At 49.1% G+C, this 21086-nt stretch carries 18 protein-coding genes; 11 read left to right on the top strand and 7 right to left on the bottom strand.

Features of this window, described 5'->3' with window-relative positions; all coding sequences use genetic code 11:
• Positions 1 to 2: 2 nt before the first annotated feature.
• The 5 genes from ispG (at position 3) to der (ending at position 5788) form a co-directional block, all read left to right on the top strand.
• Entirely contained in the window at positions 3 to 1115 is a 1113-nt protein-coding gene (gene ispG, locus U740_RS08110) for a flavodoxin-dependent (E)-4-hydroxy-3-methylbut-2-enyl-diphosphate synthase (RefSeq protein WP_036860125.1), read from the top strand.
• Complete coding sequence (gene hisS, locus U740_RS08115; protein ID WP_036860126.1) at positions 1115 to 2401, top strand: histidine--tRNA ligase; 1287 nt, start codon at positions 1115 to 1117, stop codon at positions 2399 to 2401. Before ispG ends, hisS begins: the two co-directional genes overlap by 1 nt.
• Positions 2402 to 2403: 2 nt before the next feature.
• Positions 2404 to 3108, top strand: a complete 705-nt coding sequence (locus tag U740_RS08120) for a YfgM family protein (protein ID WP_036860127.1) — start codon at positions 2404 to 2406, stop codon at positions 3106 to 3108.
• Entirely contained in the window at positions 3105 to 4265 is a 1161-nt protein-coding gene (bamB, locus tag U740_RS08125) for an outer membrane protein assembly factor BamB (protein ID WP_036860128.1), read from the top strand. Before U740_RS08120 ends, bamB begins: the two co-directional genes overlap by 4 nt.
• A gap of 131 nt (positions 4266 to 4396) precedes the next feature.
• Complete coding sequence (gene der, locus U740_RS08130; protein ID WP_036860129.1) at positions 4397 to 5788, top strand: ribosome biogenesis GTPase Der; 1392 nt, start codon at positions 4397 to 4399, stop codon at positions 5786 to 5788.
• Positions 5789 to 5820: 32 nt separating this feature from the next.
• Here the strand turns inward: der and U740_RS08135 are convergent, their stop codons facing one another.
• Positions 5821 to 6306 carry a hypothetical protein gene (locus U740_RS08135; RefSeq protein ID WP_152556811.1) on the bottom strand — a complete coding sequence of 162 codons (486 nt, stop codon included), beginning with the start codon at positions 6304 to 6306 and terminating at the stop codon, positions 5821 to 5823.
• A 324-nt stretch (positions 6307 to 6630) separates the two neighbouring features.
• On the opposite strand from U740_RS08135, the gene U740_RS08140 reads away from it, so the two are divergent.
• Positions 6631 to 8016, top strand: coding sequence for a class II fumarate hydratase (locus U740_RS08140; RefSeq protein ID WP_036860131.1), 1386 nt, complete (start codon positions 6631 to 6633; stop codon positions 8014 to 8016).
• A 348-nt stretch (positions 8017 to 8364) separates the two neighbouring features.
• Here U740_RS08140 and U740_RS08145 read toward each other — a convergent pair whose 3' ends face one another.
• Positions 8365 to 8724, bottom strand: coding sequence for a YkvA family protein (locus U740_RS08145; RefSeq protein WP_036860132.1), 360 nt, complete (start codon positions 8722 to 8724; stop codon positions 8365 to 8367).
• Between the two features lie 86 nt (positions 8725 to 8810).
• On the bottom strand, positions 8811 to 10547 hold the full coding sequence (argS, locus tag U740_RS08150; RefSeq protein WP_036860133.1) for an arginine--tRNA ligase: 1737 nt from the start codon (positions 10545 to 10547) through the stop codon (positions 8811 to 8813).
• 231 nt (positions 10548 to 10778) lie between these two features.
• Between argS and U740_RS08155 the strand changes: the two genes are divergently transcribed.
• The 3 genes from U740_RS08155 to U740_RS08165 all read left to right on the top strand — a co-directional run bounded on the left by U740_RS08155 (position 10779) and on the right by U740_RS08165 (position 12433).
• Complete coding sequence (locus U740_RS08155; protein WP_235189841.1) at positions 10779 to 11132, top strand: BolA family protein; 354 nt, start codon at positions 10779 to 10781, stop codon at positions 11130 to 11132.
• Positions 11133 to 11209: 77 nt separating this feature from the next.
• Positions 11210 to 11629: a DUF4399 domain-containing protein gene (locus U740_RS08160; RefSeq protein ID WP_036860134.1), complete on the top strand. Its 420-nt coding sequence runs from the start codon at positions 11210 to 11212 to the stop codon at positions 11627 to 11629.
• Positions 11630 to 11737: 108 nt separating this feature from the next.
• Positions 11738 to 12433 (top strand): OmpW/AlkL family protein, encoded by a 696-nt coding sequence (locus tag U740_RS08165; RefSeq protein WP_036860135.1) that lies wholly within the window; start codon positions 11738 to 11740, stop codon positions 12431 to 12433.
• Positions 12434 to 12535: 102 nt separating this feature from the next.
• On the opposite strand, the gene fnr is transcribed toward U740_RS08165, so the two are convergent.
• The 3 genes from fnr to msrA form a co-directional block, all read right to left on the bottom strand.
• Positions 12536 to 13255, bottom strand: coding sequence for a fumarate/nitrate reduction transcriptional regulator Fnr (gene fnr / locus U740_RS08170; RefSeq protein WP_036860136.1), 720 nt, complete (start codon positions 13253 to 13255; stop codon positions 12536 to 12538).
• A 50-nt stretch (positions 13256 to 13305) separates the two neighbouring features.
• Entirely contained in the window at positions 13306 to 14211 is a 906-nt protein-coding gene (locus tag U740_RS08175) for a hypothetical protein (protein ID WP_152556812.1), read from the bottom strand.
• A 541-nt stretch (positions 14212 to 14752) separates the two neighbouring features.
• Positions 14753 to 15349, bottom strand: a complete 597-nt coding sequence (gene msrA, locus U740_RS08180; RefSeq protein WP_036860138.1) for a peptide-methionine (S)-S-oxide reductase MsrA — start codon at positions 15347 to 15349, stop codon at positions 14753 to 14755.
• A gap of 160 nt (positions 15350 to 15509) precedes the next feature.
• On the opposite strand from msrA, the gene U740_RS08185 reads away from it, so the two are divergent.
• Together U740_RS08185 and U740_RS08190 are read left to right on the top strand one after the other, a co-directional pair.
• On the top strand, positions 15510 to 16598 hold the full coding sequence (locus tag U740_RS08185) for a DUF2817 domain-containing protein (protein ID WP_036860139.1): 1089 nt from the start codon (positions 15510 to 15512) through the stop codon (positions 16596 to 16598).
• Positions 16595 to 17728: a GNAT family N-acetyltransferase/peptidase C39 family protein gene (locus U740_RS08190; RefSeq protein ID WP_051921308.1), complete on the top strand. Its 1134-nt coding sequence runs from the start codon at positions 16595 to 16597 to the stop codon at positions 17726 to 17728. Before U740_RS08185 ends, U740_RS08190 begins: the two co-directional genes overlap by 4 nt.
• Positions 17729 to 17759: 31 nt before the next feature.
• Here U740_RS08190 and U740_RS08195 read toward each other — a convergent pair whose 3' ends face one another.
• The gene (locus U740_RS08195) at positions 17760 to 21035 is read right to left on the bottom strand and encodes an EAL domain-containing protein (RefSeq protein WP_051921310.1); all 3276 of its coding nucleotides are present in this window, start codon (positions 21033 to 21035) and stop codon (positions 17760 to 17762) included.
• Positions 21036 to 21086 lie beyond the last annotated feature (51 nt).

Below are 21086 nucleotides of genomic sequence, written 5' to 3' on the forward strand. Positions count from 1 at the left end.
TTATGCAATCCCTGTCACCCATTGTAAGAAGAAAATCACGTCAGATTATGGTGGGCAATGTGCCAGTGGGTGGTGATGCGCCTATAACCATTCAAAGCATGACCAATACAGAAACTACTGACGTGGCGGCCACGGTCTCACAGATCAATCGGCTGATTGCCGCAGGTGCTGACATTGTTAGGGTATCCGTGCCCTCTATGGAAGCAGCAGAGGCGTTTGGCGCTATCCGCAAACAGGTTGCGGTCCCTTTGGTGGCCGATATTCACTTCGATTATCGTATTGCCCTCAGAGTGGCAGATCTCGGGGTGGACTGCCTACGCATAAATCCGGGCAACATAGGACGTGAAAAACGTGTTCAGGCTGTGGTCGATAAAGCACGTGACCTGAATATTCCGATCCGGATTGGTGTCAATGCTGGCTCGCTGGAAAAAGATCTACAAAAAAAATATGGTGAGCCGACACCGGACGCACTGGTTGAGTCCGCGATGAGGCATGTTGAGATTCTAGACAAGCTCAACTTTCATAACTTCAAGCTGAGCCTGAAAGCCTCAGATATTTTCATGGCCGTGGCTGCGTATCGAAAAATTGCCACTATGATCGATAACCCCTTGCATCTGGGGATCACTGAAGCAGGTGGCTTGCGTGGTGGAACAGTCAAGTCCTCTATTGGTCTCGGTTTGCTTTTGATGGATGGCATCGGTGATACCATTCGCGTATCGCTTGCCGCCGATCCCGTAGAGGAGGTTAAGGTTGGCTGGGACATGCTGAAAAGTCTGAGATTGCGTAGCAAAGGGGTTAACTTTATAGCCTGCCCCAGTTGTTCCCGACAAAATTTTGACGTCATAAAAACCATGAATGAATTGGAGTTACGTCTTGAAGATATTACGACTCCGATAGATGTGGCCGTTATCGGCTGTATTGTCAATGGCCCGGGTGAAGCAAAGGAAGTCGACCTCGGCCTGACTGGAGGTACGCCCAATAACCTAGTTTATATTGATGGCAAGCCAAGCCAGAAGCTTTCCCAGAACAATTTGGTGGATGAGCTCGAAAACTTAATTCGCAACAAAGCTGCCCTCAAAGCGGCACAACAAGAAAATCTCATAGCGAAATCCTGATGAAAAAAATGCAATCCATTCGGGGTATGAATGATCTGCTCCCCGATGAGTCACCTGTTTGGCAATACCTCGAACGCTCTGTAGCGGATTTACTGGCACGATATGGTTACCGGGAAATTCGTTTTCCGGTCATTGAATCGACTGATCTGTTCAAACGTTCGATAGGGGAGGTGACTGACATTGTCGAAAAGGAAATGTATACCTTTAATGATCGCAATGGTGAGAGCCTTACCCTACGTCCTGAAGGTACAGCGGGTTGTGTTCGTGCCTGTGAACAGCACGGCCTGCTTTATAATCAGACTCAACGGCTTTGGTATCAGGGGCCAATGTTTCGTTATGAGCGTCCTCAAAAAGGTCGCCTTCGACAGTTTCACCAGATAGGTGTCGAAGTGTTTGGCCTCAATGGTCCCGATATTGATGCCGAATTGCTGGCAATGACATGGCGACTCTGGCAACAGCTCGGCATTGATCAGCAGGTTATCCTTCAGATCAACTCTCTCGGCACAATGGCATCTAGGGCGCTCTATCGGGATGCGCTGGTCGAATATCTGACGCGACACAAAGACAGTCTGGATGAAGACAGTCAGCGGCGGCTACACAGCAACCCGATGCGTATCCTCGACAGTAAAAATCCGGCAGTTCAAGCCGTTCTAGATGGGGCGCCCGTTCTGGACGATTTCCTGGATGAGGAATCCTTGTCCCATTTCCGGCAATTGCAGGCATTGCTCAATCAGGCCGGTGTGCCCTATCAGATAAATAATCGCCTTGTCAGAGGGCTTGATTATTACGGCAAGACTGTCTTTGAATGGGTTACCGATGCGTTGGGGGCCCAGGGAGCTGTCTGTGCCGGAGGACGTTATGATGGCCTGGTTGAACAGTTAGGAGGCAAACACACCCCTGCCGTTGGTTTTGCCATGGGGCTGGAGCGGTTGGTATTGTTGCTTGACGCGGCTGGTGTGGTGCCGGATAGTATCGCCCGGCAACTGGACGTCTATCTGGTTGCAGTGGGTGACGTACAGGGTAAAGCCATTCAATTGGGTGAAGAGTTGCGGAGCCAGTTTCCACAATTGCGCCTACTTAACCACTGTGGCGGCGGCGGTTTCAAGACACAAATGAAGAGAGCTGACAAGAGTAGTGCTCTGGTGGCCCTGATCCTTGGTGAGGATGAGGTGGCCAACGATTGCGTTACTGTTAAATTTCTGCGCGAAGACAGACCGCAGGAAAGCATTGCCATTGATAGTGCAGTGGTGTTTTTAAAGCGTATTTTTTTGGTTAACGGGAGCTAGTTGTGGCGGAACATCTCAGTGATGAGGAACAGCTTGAAAGTTTTAAACGCTGGTTTAAAGAAAATGGTCTCTCCACGATTGTCGTTGTCGTATTGGCTGCCGGTGGTTATTTCGGGTGGGAATTCTGGAAAGGCTATAGTGAGAAAACGGCGCAGGCCGCATCCGTTATCTATCAGCAAATGATGGACACAGCGCTGGTTGACCCTGGCAAGCGCCTCAATGATAGTCAAAAGGACGAAATCGGTGATCTGGCTGTTCAGTTAAAAAAAGATTATTCAGGAACACAATATGCCCGTTATGCCGCTATGTTATTGGCCAGGCTTGCTGTCGAGGATGGTGAATTTGAAACAGCTGCTGAGCAGCTACACTGGGCAGACAAAGGAGCTGACGAGGGGCTGTCACTTGTAATAGGGTTGAGATTGGCACGTATTGAAGCTGCCCGGGGAAATATAGATGCTGCCATAGAGATGCTGGATATCGAGGATGCAAAAACGATGACCAGTGCCTATTCCGAAGCGCGGGGTGATTTTTATTTGATGAAAGATGATCGGGATTCGGCTCACAGTGCTTACCTGCAGGCTTTGCAGTCTGTTGCGCAAAATGACAACCAGAGCCGCTCCATTATCGAACTCAAGCTGAAGCATGTGGCTCCGATTTCAGAAAACGGGTCTGATTCGATGGGTGCTTCCTCGGAGAACAATGAATGAGAAACCTGTTATGCCTTTTTCTTGCCTCATTACTGGTTTCAGGTTGTGGCCCTTTAAAAAATCTCGGCAGTGGCGGTAATGCGTCAGAAAAAACCGGCCCGGCGGCACTCGTTGCTTTTGAGCAAGAAGTAAACATAAACAAGCTGTGGTCGACCAACACCTTGGGTGAATATGCGTCAATCAACGGCGGGATTCGCCCGGCATTAGCTGCTGGCGTTATCTATGCTGCAGATAGTGGTGGTAATGTTGTTGCAGTTGATGCGGGCACCGGTGAGCAGATTTGGAAAAAAAGCCTCGATTCACCGCTGGCTGGTGGCGTTGGCCTCGGCGGTAACCTGCTGGTTGTGGCGGGCACAGATGGTGATGTCTTTGCGTTGGAAGCCGAAACCGGTGAACAACGATGGAGTGTCCGGGTTACCAGTGAAGTTTTGGCCGCTCCGGCAGTGAATGACGCTGTTGTCGTGGTGCAAAGCCATGATGGAAAGCTGGTGGGCTTGCACGCTTCCAATGGTGAAAGGCGATGGCAGTATGAAATTGACTCCCCTATTTTAACCTTACGAGGCACCAGTCCCCCGATTCTGTCAGACGGTATGCTGATAGCCGGGTTCGCAAATGGCAAACTTGTGGCGTTGGCAGCTGAGTCCGGTTCTCTCCTTTGGGAGAATCGGCTGGCCATTCCTCAGGGCCGAACCGAGCTTGAGCGACTGATCGATATTGATGGACGTGCTGTGCTGGTGGATGAGGTGATCTATGCCTCTTCTTATCAGGGGCGAATTGGTGCCATTGCAAAGGCCACAGGACGCGGTATCTGGTACCAGAATTCTTCTTCAGTTCATGACCTAGCCTATGGTCTTGGGCAGGTGTATTCAGTGCAGAAAGACGATGAAGTACGTGCAATCAGAGGTAATAGCGGACAGACACTCTGGAGTAATGATCAGTTGAGTTTACGCAAGTTAAACAGCCCGGTCACCATTGAAGCCTATCTGGCAGTGGCAGATGCAGAAGGTTACCTTCATCTGCTATCACAAACTGATGGTCGATTTGTTGCACGGGTTAAAGTCGATGGTGATGGTGTTACTGCTCCCATGATTGCTGATGGACAAAAACTTTATGTGCAAGATAACGGTGGCGGGTTGACCGCTTATCAGTTTGACTGAAACCGCCATTGAACAGCTGATCTGTTTGATACTTTGATATCTCTGCATAGGCAGTCCTTGCCTGCCAGTTGTATGCTGGTGTTGCCAATAGCCATTCACCGAGCTAAGAAACCATCAATGGGTATAAATACATGATTCCGGTAATTGCTCTGGTTGGACGGCCCAATGTAGGAAAATCTACGCTTTTTAACCGTCTGACGAAAACCCGCGATGCCCTTGTTGCCAATTACCCGGGATTAACCCGAGACCGTAAATATGGTGAAGGGGAAATGTTCGGCCGCAGATATATGTTAATTGATACTGGCGGCATAACAGGAGAAGAAGAGGGTATTGACACGGCGATGGCGGCACAGTCGATGTTGGCTGTTGATGAAGCAGATGCGGTGTTACTTATTGTGGACAGCCGTGATGGTCTGACTCCCGTTGACCGGCGTTTAGCCACCTATCTTCGTGAAAAAGGTCGCCTGGTCTATCTGGTGGCGAACAAGATTGACGGGGTGAATGCCGACGTCGCCATCGCTGAATTTTACGAACTGGGTTTTTCGGACGTTTTTCCCACCACAGCTACTCATGGGCGCGGTGTCAGGCATCTCATGGAAACAGTGCTGGAGCCTTTTCCCGAGTTAGAGGAGCCGATCCAGGCCGATATAGAGCGGCGCATCAAGATTGCCGTTGTCGGTCGTCCCAATGTGGGTAAATCCACCCTGGTAAACCGCTTGCTCGGTGAGGATCGCGTTATTGTCTTTGATTTGCCTGGCACCACCCGCGACAGCATTTATATCGACTATGAGCGGGATGGAAAATCCTATACGCTGATTGATACTGCGGGTATCCGACGCCGTAAAAATGTTTCCCAGACGGTGGAGAAATTCTCCATCGTAAAGACCCTGCAAGCGATTGAAGATGCCAATGTAGTGGTGTTGCTGATTGATGCCCATGAGGGGCTTGTCGATCAGGACATGCATCTTATGGGCACTGCGATTGAGTCAGGCAGAGCATTAGTGGTGGCGGTAAACAAATGGGATGGTTTGGACGCTGATGCCAAGGCCAGAATCAAAACAGAATTACAACGCCGCCTGAGGTTTGTCGAATTTGCGGATATTCATTTTATATCAGCTTTTCACGGGACTGGTGTCGGGCATCTCTACAAATCCATCGAGAAGGCGTACGCTTCGGCAACTGATAAGTTGGGTACTAACCGCCTAACCCGGATTTTGCAGGATGCTGTGACTGAGCATCAGCCTCCCTTGGTGAGAGGGCGTCGTATCAAACTCCGATATGCACATGCTGGTGGACAGAATCCTCCGTTGATCGTCATACATGGTAACCAGACAGCGGATGTGCCCAGTCACTATGCTCGATACTTGGAAAAAGCGTTTCGCAAGGCCCTCGACCTACAAGGGACACCGATTAAGATTGAGTTTCGTTCGGGAGAAAATCCGTTTGCGGGGAAAAAGAACCAACTAACGACTCGGCAGTTAGCGAAAAAGAGACGGTTAATGAAACACGTCAAGAAGAAATAATCGTATTCCCATCCGTGACCATTGCTTATCAATTAGGCTGCAGCCTGCGGCCTATCTTCAACCAACAATGCATAACTAGTCACGAAATCATCAGGGGAACCTGGATATTTCGGGTGGAAGTGACGTAACCAGTATACTCCCAGCGCTTTGATGTCATGGGCCTCAGGTAGTGCCTGCTCCGAGCGACGATAAATCATCCAGGCAATGGCAGTGGCGTACTTGAGATTTGTAATCAATTCTGCATGGGGATCCTTCAGGAAACTATGCTGGCCCGCCAGTCCACGGATTTCACTGGCCAGGTGCGGGTGACGGATCAAATATTTATCCCAAACTGCCTGATGCCTTGCTGGCGTAATGCGATAGAGACCAACGCGTTTTCCCTGGTGCCATCCACCGAGACCGGATTCCTGTGCGGCGGTACCAACCAGAAGATTTTCTTTGGCGGCGCTCCATTCGTTAAGATAACGGAGTGTTTCTCTGATGACCAAGTAACGTAGGTCTTCTGTCGTAAAAATCATGGTAGCTCCCATTAGAACTATTCGCCTGATTGATATATTAAAAATTATTAGTATTTCTAGCATGTTAAGAGTGAAAACTCAATTTAAAATAACAATATGTGTTTAACTCTTATCGTTTAAAAAGCATGGTGTACAATAATTGATCAGTTTTTGGTGGGCTGGTCAACTCCATGCATACCCTGGTTACGTTCTGATTCCTGTTGGGGATCATCGATATCAGTATTATTACTCTGAGTTACTGCTTGGATTATCAATGCTTAATTTGAAAATATCGCAGTACTTTCGTAATTGGTCCATGCTAGTAAGTGAAAGGGGGGAATTGACATGACATTCAGAACCGAGCGTGATTCTCTGGGAGAGATTCAAATCCCTGAATACGCACTTTGGGGCGCGCAAACGCAACGGGCAATAGTACACTTTCCCAACCTGGGCTACTCAATGCCTCATGGTGTTATTCAGGCACTTGCCCTGATAAAAAAGGCTGCTGCTCTGGCCAATCTGGAACTTGGTGAACTGCAGTCCAAGCAGTCTTCTCTGATTATTGCGGCCTGTGACGAAGTGTTGAGTCACAGGCATGATGAGCAGTTCCCGTTGTCCATCTGGCAAAGCGGCAGTGGCACTCAGAGCAATATGAATATGAATGAGGTGGTTGCCAACCGTGCCAATGAGCTGGCTGGTCACATGCGTGGCGAGAAAACGCCGGTTCATCCAAATGACCATGTGAACCGATCCCAGTCCTCGAATGATGTCTTTCCAACTGCCATGCATTTGGCTGTCCTCTCCGTCTTGGAAGGAAAGTTGTTGCCACATTTGACAAACCTCCGGCATGCACTGGCCAAAAAACAACACGAATTCTCAGCGCAGTGGAAAGTAGGGCGAACCCATCTGATGGATGCAGCACCGATGACATTGGGCCAGGAGTTCAGTGGTTATGTTGCACAGCTGGATTTCAGCCTGAAGCAGCTACAGCAGGCAAAACAGGATTTGCTGCCACTGGCTATTGGCGGTACAGCTGTGGGTACCGGGTTGAATACGCCTGGTGGTTGGCAGGAGGCTGTGATAATGCAGTTGAGGGATTTGACGGGTATGCCTGTCGTGACGGCACCTAATAAGTTTGCTGCCCTGTCGACGCATAATGCCATGTTGCGTGTCAGCAGCGCGTTGCGCCAGATTGCTGCTGATTTTATGGTGATCGGTAACAATTTGCGGATGCTGGCCAGCGGCCCCAGAGCTGGGCTTTCTGAAATACAACTGCCGGCAAATGAACCTGGCAGCTCGATTATGCCCGGCAAGGTAAATCCAACCCAGATTGAGTCGCTGACCATGATTGCGGCTCAGGTGATCGGTAATGATGCGGCCGTTGCCATGGCCTGCTCCCAGGGGCATTTGCAGTTAAATGTATTCAAACCCTTGATTGTCCATAACGTGTTGAGCTCAGTTGAGCTGTTGGGCAGTGGTGCGGATTACTTTAGCCGCTATTGCCTAGCAGGGATGGACTGTAACACCGCTCAGTTGGCAAACAATGTAGAGCGATCTCTGATGATCGTGACAGCATTGGCCCCTGAATTGGGGTACGACAAGGCGGCCGAGATCGCCAAACGTGCCCAGCAACAGGACCAGACTATCCGTGAAGTCCTGATAGAGCAGGACATTCTCAGCGGTGAGGCTTTCGATGCATTAATCAGAGAGCATGTATTGGTCGATCGCTAGGGCCTGTTAATACGCATTAAATCATTGCTGCTGGAGGTCAGCCTTGTCCTCAACAAGGCAGAAGGAGAGAGAATTTAGTGGTTCTATTTGAGCGAGTGAGAGCCTGCCCCATGAACGCAGTGAGTGCTTTCGGCATAACGCAGATGAGGACAAAATTGGCCCCGGCTCTACGGGTTGTTACCCAACAATGTCCACTTGGCGTTGCGCCTCGCTCATTTAGAGCCACCAAATCACGTTCACCGCGCCTAAATTCGGCATTGTTGGGTAAACAACCGCGGCTATTCAATGCGTATTAACAGGCCCCAACTTGGTCATCAGGTACTTTCTGGCAGGTTTGTTGAGCTGCGTTCAATCGAACCAGTGTGCAAGACGTTGTCGCGCGCGATCTTTCACTTGTTGATCAATATAACCGGCAAGGGTGGCAACCGCGCTAGCGATAACCGCAAGGTCATCCACATAGCCTCCGGGGATAAAATCCGGAATGGTGTCTGTAGGTAGAATGAAGTAGGCCAAGGCACTGTATACCGTGGCCTTGGCCCAGGCCGGGGTATCCGGCCGTCTGGCGGCGTAATGGAGCCACAAACACTTCTCAATTAATTCACGGCCAGCTGTCTTTGCTGCATGCCTGACTTTGATCCAGAAGTCAGTGCCGGAATAGCGGAGCTTTTTTTCCACCTTGATAGGTGCTGTGCCTGTTTCTGTCACCATAAATAAAGGCTAGTCGGATTCTGATCGAAGTCAAAAACAGTTTGGAGAACAAAAAGCGATATCCAGTCAATGATTTTCGAAAAGCCTTACATTTGCTCCATTACCTCAATCCCGAGCAGGTTCAGGCCCTTGGCCATCACTCTGGCGGTGAGTTGGGAAATGGCCAGTCGGCTGGATCGGGTGTCTTCTACCACATCTTGCCTGAGGATCGGACAGTGCTCATAGAATGTCATGAAACTGCTGGCTAGTTCGTAAAGATAATTACAAAGAATATGGGGATAGCCATCAAGGGCCAGTTGTTCAAGAGTCGTCCCGAACTGTAGAAGTTTCAGAGCCAGATCTTTTTCCTGTTGTGTCGTGAGAATAATGTTTCCTGTCGAACAATCGAAGTTGATATCAGCTCGGCGGAAAATACTGCGGATCCGGGTATAGGCATATTGTAGATAGGGCGCGGTGTTGCCCTCGAAGCTGAGCATGCTGTCCCAATCAAAAATGTAGTCGTTGGTGCGTGTCTTACTCAAATCTGCGTACTTGATGGCACCAATGCCTACTTTTCGTCCAATGGCGGCAACCTCATCAATGCCGAGTTCGGGGTTCTTTTCTCTCACTAGTGTACAGGCGCGCTCAATACCTTCCTGGAGTAGTTCCGTGAGTTTGACGGTCCCGCCAGTACGGGTTTTGAACGGTTTGCCGTCCTTACCCATCATGGTGCCGAAGGGGAGGTGTTCGAGTGCTATCTCTGTATTCACAAACCCGGCCTTTTTTGCCAGTGTAAATACTTGTTTCATATGAAGTGATTGCCTGGCATCGATAAAGTATAGAATGCGATCCGCCTGTAATGTCATGCTGCGGTGACGCAGTGCAGCAAGATCAGTTGTTGCGTAGAGAAAACCCCCGTCAGATTTCTGCACAATGACGGGGCTGGGCTTTCCTTCTTTATCTGCCAGCTCTTCGAGAAAGACGACCTTGGCGCCCTGGTCTTCAACGAGCAGTCGCTGTTGTTCTAGCGACTCAATAATCCCTGCCAGTTCCTCGTTGTAGGCGCTTTCTGCCTTGATATCACTGTGTTTCAGCGTGACGTTGAGGTTGAGGTAGATGGCCTCACTGTGTGTGATTGAAGTGTCGATAAAACGCTGCCAAAGCTGGCGGCAATGGTGGTCACCTGATTGCAGTTTGACTACGTATTGGCGTGCCTTCTGCGCAAATTTTTCATCTTGGTCAAAGTGTTGTTTGGCCTGTTGATAAAAAATCTCCAGATCCCCCAGAGCCAGTTCAGGTCGCTCCCCTTCACCCAAATGCTCCTCAAGCTCAGCAATCAGCATGCCAAATTGGGTGCCCCAATCCCCCATGTGGTTCTGACGGACCACGTCGTGGCCCAGGAACTCAAGGGTGCGAACTACTGCGTCACCGATAATCGTACTGCGCAGATGCCCTACATGCATCTCCTTGGCCAAATTGGGTCCGGAATAATCAACGACAACTCTCTGTTGATTCGGCACTGGTACACCAAGTTTTTCATCCCCGATCAGTTTTTGTAACTGAGTTGCAATAAATTGGTTTGACAGGTGAATATTGATGAATCCCGGGCCAGCAATCTCGACATGATCAGCAATATCAGTCAAATCGAGATGCTTGATAATCTCGGCGGCCAAATCCCGCGGACGGCTTTTTAGCCGCTTGGCAGCTGCCATGGCACCATTGGCTTGAAAATTGCCAAACTCTGGTCTGGTACTGAGGGCGATATTGGCCGGGCAGTCATCAGGAATGTTTGCTGCTGACATGGCAGCCCGTACACGTTGTTCGATCAGGTTTTTAATACTCATAAGCGGGCAGGATGTGTCTTGTTAAGAGAAAACGGGATTGTAGTACCCCAACTCCAAAAAGCCAGTAGTGGCGGTTGATGGATAAAGGGGCTGCCAGTATAGTCGAAGATCATGTCTATGCCTGACAGTAATCCGGCATTACCTTGGTTTTACGTTGATCAGTGGGTGATTTGAGATCGCTTTTTCGGTAATGGCCTTCTTCGCATGAATATTTTCGAAACAGGCAAGTAGTTGGGACGTTCATTATTAAATGGTTTAGATTTTTTCGAGGTGACATTGCAAGTTCAAAAGATCATTGAAAACAAACTGACAGCGGCATTTACACCGGATTTTCTCCAAGTGCTGAACGAGAGCCACATGCATGCGGTTCCCGTGGATTCAGAAACGCATTTTAAGCTGGTTATCGTCTCTGGTTCATTTGAGGGGATGCGGGCCGTTAAGCGTCACCAGCGAGTGTACCAGCTGCTATCTGATGAGCTGGCTGGTGGCGTTCATGCCCTGGCACTGCATATCTTCACGCCTGACGAATGGCGAGAGCAAAAGTGTGCACCTTCGTCACCAGACTGTATGGGGAAAAACGGCTAGTTCCGGAAGATCTCGCCACCGTTGAGCGGAGTTTGGGACCACTGACAATTATTCACGGATAACAATAGGGGTATTACATGAAAAAAATGCAAGCTTTACTGGTGATGCTGATGATTCTATCCCCGACAATTTATGCTGGTGGAACGACTGATACTGGTTCTGCCAGTGCCTATATTATTTCTCCCAAAGATGGTGAAACCGTGAGCAGTCCGGTGACTGTGCGATTCGGTCTGAATGGTATTGGTGTTGCGCCGGCAGGTGTTGAGCGGGAACATACAGGACATCATCATTTACTGATTAATGTTCAGCAATTGCCTGATAAGGACAAACCCATTCCGGCTGATGATCAACACCGTCACTTTGGTGGTGGCCAGACTGAGGTGAGTCTTGAACTGCCTCCTGGTGAACACAAGCTGCAATTACTCCTCGGAGACCATTTTCATATTCCGCACAACCCTCCAGTACTTTCTGAGCCAATAATCATTAAGGTGTATTGATCTAGCGCAAGTCGATGATTCTGTTTACTTAATCCAGATCAAATGGTGGTAGTGAAGCGCTTGGTTTAATGGCCTTGTCTTTTAGTGCTACCTTTCTGGAGAAAGTAAATGTTCAAGCAAAAAGCATTGTCGCTGGCAATTCATATGACCCTGGCCGGGAGTCTTTTGGCCGGAACCACAGGTGTTATGGCCTACGAGGCGGGAGATGTTATTGTCCGCGCAGGTGCCGCAACAGTTGAACCTAACGATGACAGCAGCCGTCTTACACTTAATGGTGGCGGGTTGCCGAACAGCAAGGCCTATGTCGATTCCGACACTCAGCTCGGTCTTACCCTGACCTATATGTTGACGGATCACCTGGGTTTAGGCCTGTTGGCAGCCACGCCCTTTAAACACGATATTAAAGCCAAAAATTTGCTGGTTCCCGGAAAGATTGATGCGGGTTCGACCAAACATTTACCACCTACCCTGACGCTGCAATATTTTCCGATGAAAGCTGAGTCCCGGTTCCAGCCCTATGCCGGGGTCGGTATTAACTACACAAAATTTTTCGAAGAGGATGTTGCCAGTGAACTTGAGGGGATTGTCGGTGCAGGCGGCAAGTTAAAACTTGATGACTCCTGGGGTGTGGCGTTTGAACTGGGTATGGATTACGCATTGTCCGATCGTTGGGTAGTCAATGCCGCAGTGTGGTATATCGATATCGATACCGATGCGAAATTCAATTTCCCGGGTGCTGAGGTGAAGACCAAGGTGGATATTGATCCACTGGTCTATATGGTGGGTATAGGCTACAAGTTTTAACTAAGAACTTGGTTAGCTAATTGCACAAAAGCCGGTTTCATAAACCGGCTTTTTTGTTTCTGTATCAATCAAAAATCAAAACAAGGGATTAATTGAAAAATCCTAGTTGGCCAACTCGCGTAGTTTGTCCAGATTGAGCAGCTCTACTTCCTTTTTGTCGACCTTCAGCAATGCCTGTTTTTGAAAGCGGCTTAATACCCGGCTGACAGTCTCAACAGTAAGGCCCAGATAATTGCCGATATCTGCACGTGACATCGGTAACCTGAATCGTGTGGCAGAGAGTTTAAGTCGGAAATTGCGGTTTGAAATACTCATCAACAGTGTTGCCACCCGCTCTTCGGCTGTATTTTTGCTGAGTAGGCTAAGAAGTTGTTGATCCCCAGTGATTTCCAGGCTCATCAACTGGAAAAAATGGCGTTGCAGTGTAGGGATTGCAATGCTCAGTTCCTGAAGACGGTTGAAGGGAATTTCACAGACGGAAGAGGTCTCCATGGCAACTGCAGAGTTGGTGTAACGATTCTGGCCTATACCATCCATACCGAATATCTCCCCCGGGAGGTGAAATCCAGTCACCTGTTCCTGGCCACTATTGCTAATTGTATAGCTTTTGATCGAGCCACTGCGAACCGCAAAGACAGAATCGAATTCTTCTCCAGCATGGTAGATATGGTGATCCTTTTGAAGAGGTTTGCCTCGCTGAATGATTTCATCCAGGCGTTCTACTTCCTTGGTTTGCAGTGCAAGCGGGAGACAGAGTGCATTCATACGGCAGTCACCGCAGTGGAATGTATTATTGTGGGGGCAGACCGAATCCATCGACATCTCTCTGAACCTCTTATGTCTCATTATAGCGGCGATCATGATAACGGTCATTAACGACCGTTACATCGACACGCCTGGAGACTATCGCAGAAATAGCGGAGATGGTCGAGACCCTGAATGGACAGCACCAGATAATCAGATTCTCTGGTGAGCCAGCCCAGAGACAGGGCATGTTGGAAAAGTTTGGCGAGTTCCGGGCATAACTTGATTGTCAGATCACAACTGGTTAGATGCACCCGATGAAAGCAGAGCAACTGATTGACCAGTTGCCAGGGTGGGAGATTCTGCGGTTGATGATCTGGAAATAGCCCCGTGCAATGCACAGGGAGGTGCTTTTCATCAAGGGCCTGTCGGTAGTCGTGAATGGAGTCGGTATTCTGATAGTAGCCATCACCCAATTTACCCAGTGCACCAAGGCCAATACCAACCCAGTCTATCAGGCTGTCTCTAGCCATTCCCCAGGGGGTATATTGAAGGGTCTTGCTCTGGCGAAGTTGCAGAAGTTTATGCCCTTGAATGACAAAAAAACGGTCCGCCATAAGTTGATAGTGCTGACTGCTCATTCTCCGCGAGAGTTGGCTCAGGGTTGCTGCACCCTCCATTGTCTGCAGCCCCTGTAACTCAATAATTGCCGGTTGATAGCGGATTAACTCAGTAAGCCAGTGGTCCAATGTGTCCGGGTCGGCCTGATTGACCTGTAGGCAGCAGTACCACTCTCCAAAGTGAAAGTCACTGGCAGTTGTCAGGATCGATGTAAATTGTTGTTTGTGGGGCGGTATTGCGGCATTAATGGTTAGTCGGAAGCAATCAAAATGAAGTCCCTTCATTAAGGCCAGTTTTTCGGTGGTTATATCTGTAAGCGTGCATTCAAAACCGTATTCACACGCTTTCTTGTTTCGGGGGTTGAAATAACTGTTGGATAAAAAAACCAGTTCTGTTAGTTCACCCCTGTTCATGCCTTTTAAAGGCCTGTTTCTGAGCCAGAATTTCACCAAAGGCTGGTATCTGAAGACTGGCTGAATAAGCTCGATCTCCCTGCTGACGAGTCCGGGATAAGTGCTATTGGCATTGCTCGGAATATAAATATTCAGCGCAATCGGCGAGATTGACGTGCGCCGCTTCCTCAGTTGTTCCTTGGGACAACTGACCAGGGATTTGAAAAATTCTGCCTCAATATCAGAGTGAGGGCAGAACAGATTGTTGGTTGTTGTCGCAACTTGCATTTGCCGGCTGACTCACAGGTGACAATTGGAATAGCTGCTGAGGTTAAGCGGAATTAATGAATCTCCCCATGATATGGGTCAAATTTATGATGTTAGGATGTATGATCCCAATCATGAAATAGATGGAAAAAAGGCATGATTGCCGTCATCAGATCCGGTTAACGACCTTTACTACCTACTCAGGATGCCGGGCTCAATGTTCTCAGGTTCTCAGGTTCTCAGGTTCTCAGGTTCTCAGGTTCTCAGGTTCTCAGGTTCTCAGGTTCTCAGGTTCTCAGAAGGGAAGCTCCACGTTATTCCAGAGACGCTTTAGTCGCGTATCGCGGCCACATCCATTTCGGTAATAACGATAACGTGCAGGATTTTTCAGATAGTAGTTCTGGTGATACTCCTCGGCGGGGTAAAATTTACTGGCCGGTAGAATTCGGGTGGCAATCGGATCGTTCAGAATGTTGCTGTCGATTAATGCGCTTATACTGTTCCGGGCGGCGGCCCTTTGTTCGTCATTCAGGTAGAAGATAGCACTGAGATACTGGCTTCCCCGGTCACAAAACTGACCCTTACCATTCTCCGGGTCAATATTTGTCCAGAAGATTTTCAGCAACGTCTCATAGCTGACCGTTTTTGGGTCGTAGGTGACTTCAACCACCTCGAAATGACCGGTTTTCCCACTTGTGACCTCCTCGTAGGTGGGGTTCTCGGTTTCCCCCCCCGCATAACCCGAGACGGTGCTGATCACACCATCCAGTTTGTCGAAGGGTGGCTCCATGCACCAGAAGCAGCCACCCGCAAAGAGGGCCTTTTCCGTATCGGCGTAGGTTGCGGGGAGCACTCCAGCCAATAAAACCAGAAGAATAATTTTTTGTATCATGGGGTTTGCCCGTTGATTTGTTTGGCTAAGCTGGTTTGACCCGTGAGGGTGGTCAGGGTTCAGAAGAAACTGGACGATGTTTATTTTAGCTAAAAGGGGCCGAGTGACTTACCCATAATATGGATTGAGGCTATGATCGAGATCCGTTCCAGGTACTATTATGCCGTTTCAATCCACCCTCCAATACTTTTCGCTGCAAAGCTTCCCCGATCATTACCGTCAGGGGTGCGAGCTGTGGGAGAGGGCGCTTTTATCCCAGACGCTGCCGTTCACACGGCTCGATTTCACACTCTCTCCACAGGATAACCTACTGTGTCAAACCGGGTGGATTGGTGATCTGGATGCCAAAGCTGTGTTGGTTGTCATCGGTGGTACACACGGTATCGAAGGTTTTACCGGGACTGCAGTACAGGTTGACTGGATGCAAATGGTTGCCAATGGCCTCATAGCGCTTCCGGATCATACGGCGATGTTGATGATAAATGCGCTTAACCCGTGGGGGTATGCCAATAATCGTCGTTGTGACGATCAGGGCATTGATGTGAATCGGAATTTTATTGATTTCAGTCAGCCGCTTCCGATAAATACGGGGTATGAGGAGCTACAGCCTCTGTTTGGTATTCGCGATAGAGACGCCAGAGTCGAGGCCCTACAGGACTATTGTCTGCGGGTGGGCCAGCGCCCCTACGAAATTGCGCTCAGTGGTGGCCAGTTTAATGACCCTGCCGGGCCATTTTACGGCGGACAACGTCCCGGATTTAGTCGGGGGGTGATTGAATCCCTGATTCGACGTTATTTGCTTGCCAACCGTCGTTTGGCCGTTGTCGATGTGCATACTGGTCTGGGCCCCTATGGTTACGGTGAGGTTATCTGTGACCACCCACTGGGCACTGATGGCTTAATGACAGCGATTGAATGGTTTGGCCCCGGTTGTGGCCTGCCCGAGATAGGCAAGTCCAGCTCCGTGCCAAAACTGGGTCTGCTCGATTATGCCTGGCATCAGGTTATGGGGTCGAAGAGCTGCTTTGTGACGTTGGAGTTTGGCACACTGGGCACTGCTGCACTCTTTGATACACTCATTGACGAAGCCAGTATCTGGTCCAGCTCTGAATGTGTCTCCTGCCACTCAAAGGAGATAGTGGCTACGCATATGAAAGCACATTTTTATCCCCTGGATGCCTACTGGCGTGAGGCCGTAATTTTTCGGGCGAGGCAGGTGCTTCATCAAGCGCTTGTGGGAGTTTCATGAATCAGTTGCCACTGTCAATACGCACTGTCTCCCAGGAGGATCTCGGTGCCTTGCTGCGTCTGGAAAATAAATGCTTCACTACTGACCAGTTAAGCCGCCGGAGCTTCCGGCATTGGATACAGGCAGAAAACTGCGCATTTATCGTTGCGGAATACGGCGATGTTATTGTCGGTTACAGCCTGATTATTTTCTTTAAAGGCACAACGCTGGCACGACTCTATTCAATTGCTACTGATCCTGAATATCGCGGGAAAGGTATTGCCAGGACATTGATGGAGGCCGGTGAACAGATTAGCAAGGATGCCGGGAGGGTATTCTTGCGCCTGGAAGTGAGCGTGGATAATACAGCCGGAATCGCCCTCTACGAGTCCATGGGGTACCAACCCTTTGGTATTTATCGTCATTACTACGAAAATAGCAATGATGCATTGCGTATGCAAAAGTGTATTCGCACAGTGCCGCCGGTTGCCGAAAACCGTGCCATTCCCTGGATACAACAAACAACGACGTTTACCTGTGGGCCGGCGGCATTGATGATGGCCATGAGAGGGCTGTCAAAAAAATATCAACCTACCCAGCATGAAGAACTGCAAATCTGGCGCGAAGCTACCACAATTTTCATGACATCTGGTCATGGTGGTTGTCATCCGATCGGTCTGGCTTTGGCCGCTACTCACCGGAATTATCCAGTGGAGGTCTGGATTAATAAGGAAACTACTTTGTTTGTTGATGGGGTGAGAGGAGAAAATAAAAAACGGGTATTGGAGCTTGTCCACCAGGATTTTGTTCTGCAGGCAAAAAAGGAAAAAATAAAAGTCCGCTATAGAGACTTCCATCACTCTCATCTGATCAGTGAATTCAAGAAAGGCAACATACCGATTATTCTGATCAGCACCTATCGCCTCGACGGTAGAAAGGCCCCTCATTGGGTGACCATGAGTGGGTATGATGAGGATTGTTTATATGTGCATGATTCCGATCCGGATCCCGATGAACAGAGTGCCAGTGGCCTAGACAGTCAACACCTGCCTATTGCCCATGAAGATTTCCTGAAAATGTCCCGGTTTGGCAGAAACCCGATTCGCACAGCGGTCATTGTCAGGAAGCGCACGAGTAAACGGCTTTGGTAGAAATCAGTAGCCACATCTCCTTGATAACCATTTATTTTAAAGTGGATGTGAGCAACGCGGGAATAAATTCTGCTGCTACGGGTTTACTGAAAAAGTAGCCCTGATATTCATCGCAACCGTGATCCTTCAGAAATTTCCACTGTTCTTTTGTCTCCACTCCCTCGGCCACGGTTTTAAAGCCCAATCCTTTTGCGATGCCGATAATGGCTACCACAATGGCCTGATCCTCTGCGTTATTGCCCAGTCCGTCAACAAACGATTTATCAATTTTGAGTTTTTTTACCGGATAGCTTTTCAGATAACTGAGTGATGAATAACCCGTGCCGAAGTCATCAATGGAAAGCGTGATGCCCAGAGCCTGTAACTGATGCAGAGTGATCAAGGTCCTGCTTGAGTGCTCCATTGCGATGCGCTCCGTTAACTCGAGCTCCAACATTGCGTGAGGCAGTTGATATTTCTCAAGTATGCTATCTACCGTTTGAGAGAAGTCATCCTTGTAGATTTGTATTGCTGAAAGGTTGACCGCAATCGACGTGAGCGGTAACCCTTCAGATAACCAGGCCGCCTGTTGCCTGACGGCGGTTTCTAATACCCAGTTACCGATATCAACAATCAGACCACTTTCCTCTGCTATAGGGATAAAGCGACCGGGATAGATCATGCCCATCTCAGGGTGCTCCCATCTGACCAGGGCTTCGACGCCAAAGATTTTGCCGGATTGCATATCAACCTGAGGTTGATAGTGGAGAGCCAGTTGTTGTTTGCCAATGGCTTCCCGTAACTCATTTTCAATCAATAGTGTTTCGTCGGCGTCACTACGCATGACTTCGTTGAATATCTGATAGTTATTGCAGCCTTTTTGTTTAGCCTGGGCAAGTGCGGCATCAGCGGATTGGATTAGTCGTTCAATATTACTGCCGTGATCAGGAAAAAAAGCAATACCTATACTGGCGGTAAGGGTAAGACGACGTTCTTTGATATCCACTGGGTAGGTAATGATATCCAGTAACTCTTGAGCAATTCTCTTGACCTGACTGGTATCGACACCCGGCAATAGCAAACAGAACTCATCGCCTCCTGCTCTACTGAGAGTCGCACTCAGATTCAACTCTGCGGTAAGTCGCTGGGAAAGTTGCTTCAGAACCTCATCGCCAACACTGTGGCCAAGGGAATCATTGATGATACTGAAACGATCGAGATCAATAAAAAGCAGCGATACCTGCGTGCCGGACGCTTTTGCCGCTGCCAGAGCCACACGAGCTTTCTCATTCAGCAGTGTGCGGTTTGGCAGGCCAGTCAATGCGTCGTAATTACTTAGATAGCGTATTTTCTCCTCTTTTATACGGTGTTCGGTAACATCTGTTGATATGCCACACAGGGCATAGATCTGGCCGTTGATATCCCGCAAGGGGAGCTTGATTGACCAGAATATTCGGGTCACACCACTGGTTTTAACGGTATCGGTCTCTTCGCATTGTATGATTTCCCCGTGCTCAAAGACCCTTCTATCATTTGCCTGTATACGCTTTACTGTGTGTGGGTCAAAAAATTTATCATCTCCAAATCCGATGACTTCTGATTTCTCAACTCTCCACAACTCAAGTATCTGTTGATTCACGAAGGTATAGTGCCCCTTGGTATCCTTGAGATAGATGCAGGCGCCAATATTTTCCATTATGGTTTTCATGGTAGCCTCGTTTTTAGCGAGGGCTGTCTCCATGGCCGTTCTTTGAGTTTCCCGGTCAAAATTATCCAATGCAAAACTGATATCACTGCTCATTTCCATGAGTAGGTTGATGGCATCTTCATCAAAGGCTGCAGGTTTGCCGTGATAGACGTTAAGCACAGCAAAGGGCTTGCCCTGTCGTTGTATGGGGAAAGCGGCCGCTGATTTCCAGCCAAACTGTCTGGCCCGTTCATGCCAGGACCTGGTACCTGGATCAGTTAGATAGTGATTAATGACAACAGGGTGGTTTTCGCGCATGGCCGTGCCAGTGGGGCCTTGTCCCTCCGGTACATCCTTGCAAATCGAGGCGCGAAGGGTATCAATGTAATCGGCCTCGCTACCGTAGCTGGTGAGGGGGATGATATCCGCGGTGTTTTCATCCAACAGGCCGATCCAGGCCATTTTCATCCCACCAAACTTGACTGCCATCTGGCACACAAGGGGAAATAGTTTATCCTCAGAATCCATTCTGACAATGGCCTGATTGACCTGGCTCAGTGCGTGATAGAGATGGCCAAGACGTAAAGCTCGACGTTGATTCTGATTTCGGCTTTGGCTGAGTATCAGTACCAACAGTGCCAATAGGAGGCTGAGTGTGCCACCGGTTGTGCTAATCACCCATGGACGATTGGAAAATATGGCCTTTTCTCGAAATGCTGGTGTACTGCTCAGTAACAATGTCCATTTTCTGTGGCCGATATTAATTTCCTGCTGATACTGCCATTCGCCCAATACTGTTCGCTGCTGATGGGGAATGGCATCACCATGAAAGAGGAGGGTGTGGCTATTGCGGGCCGAGAAGTCGTGGATTTCAATGTCGATATCCGGATTCATCTGATGTTCAAGGCCCGTTAGCAGATCTTGTACCCGAAATGGCACATCTACCCAACCCAGTAGGGCTGCCCGACGTTCCTCAGGAGTTGCCAGTTTATGATCATGCTTGTACACCGGCAGGTACATAACGAAGCCTGGACCATCCTGCTTTGACTGATCCTGAGCCAGTGTCAACGGACTGGTGATAACGATAGTACCCGTGTCTCTGGCCATTTCGGCTGCTTCACGAGCTAATGGATTGCTTAGAATATCAAACCCCAAGGCGGCAAGGTTATCACCCTCCAATGGTTCAATATAGATAATGGGGGCCAATTCATCTCGATTTCCGGCAGGAGGCGTTATTTGGTAATTTATTGGAAGCTCTCCGCGTACGGTTGCGAGGTGTGTCACCAGGTTCTTCCGTGTCACTAGGGCAGCAAAGCCTATGCCATGAACCCCCCTCAAATCCCTGGTGATATCCAGCGAATCAATGTAGCGTGAAAATTCAGGGTAGGTGATTTGTTCAGAACCCTGGAAAAATCCCTGTACACCGCGCATTACCACCTGATAGCTGTTGAGTTGTTGCGAAATAGTGGCTGCCAGCCGCTCAGACTCTGCCTGGAAATTCAGATTGACAGCTTGGTGTTGTTGTTTTTCAAAGTGGTGCCAGTAAGCCAAAGTGGCAGTGCCGCCAATCAGAAGAGTGAGTCCCGACAGCAGCCATGGCAAACATTGGTTGTAAAATTTGCGCGGTGGGTTGATGTTCATGGCTGGAGACTGTATTCCTTTTACATGACCCAGAAAGTCGATCAGTCTCCA

It is taken from the genome of Porticoccus hydrocarbonoclasticus MCTG13d (assembly GCF_000744735.1).
GTDB lineage: Bacteria > Pseudomonadota > Gammaproteobacteria > Pseudomonadales > Porticoccaceae > Porticoccus > Porticoccus hydrocarbonoclasticus.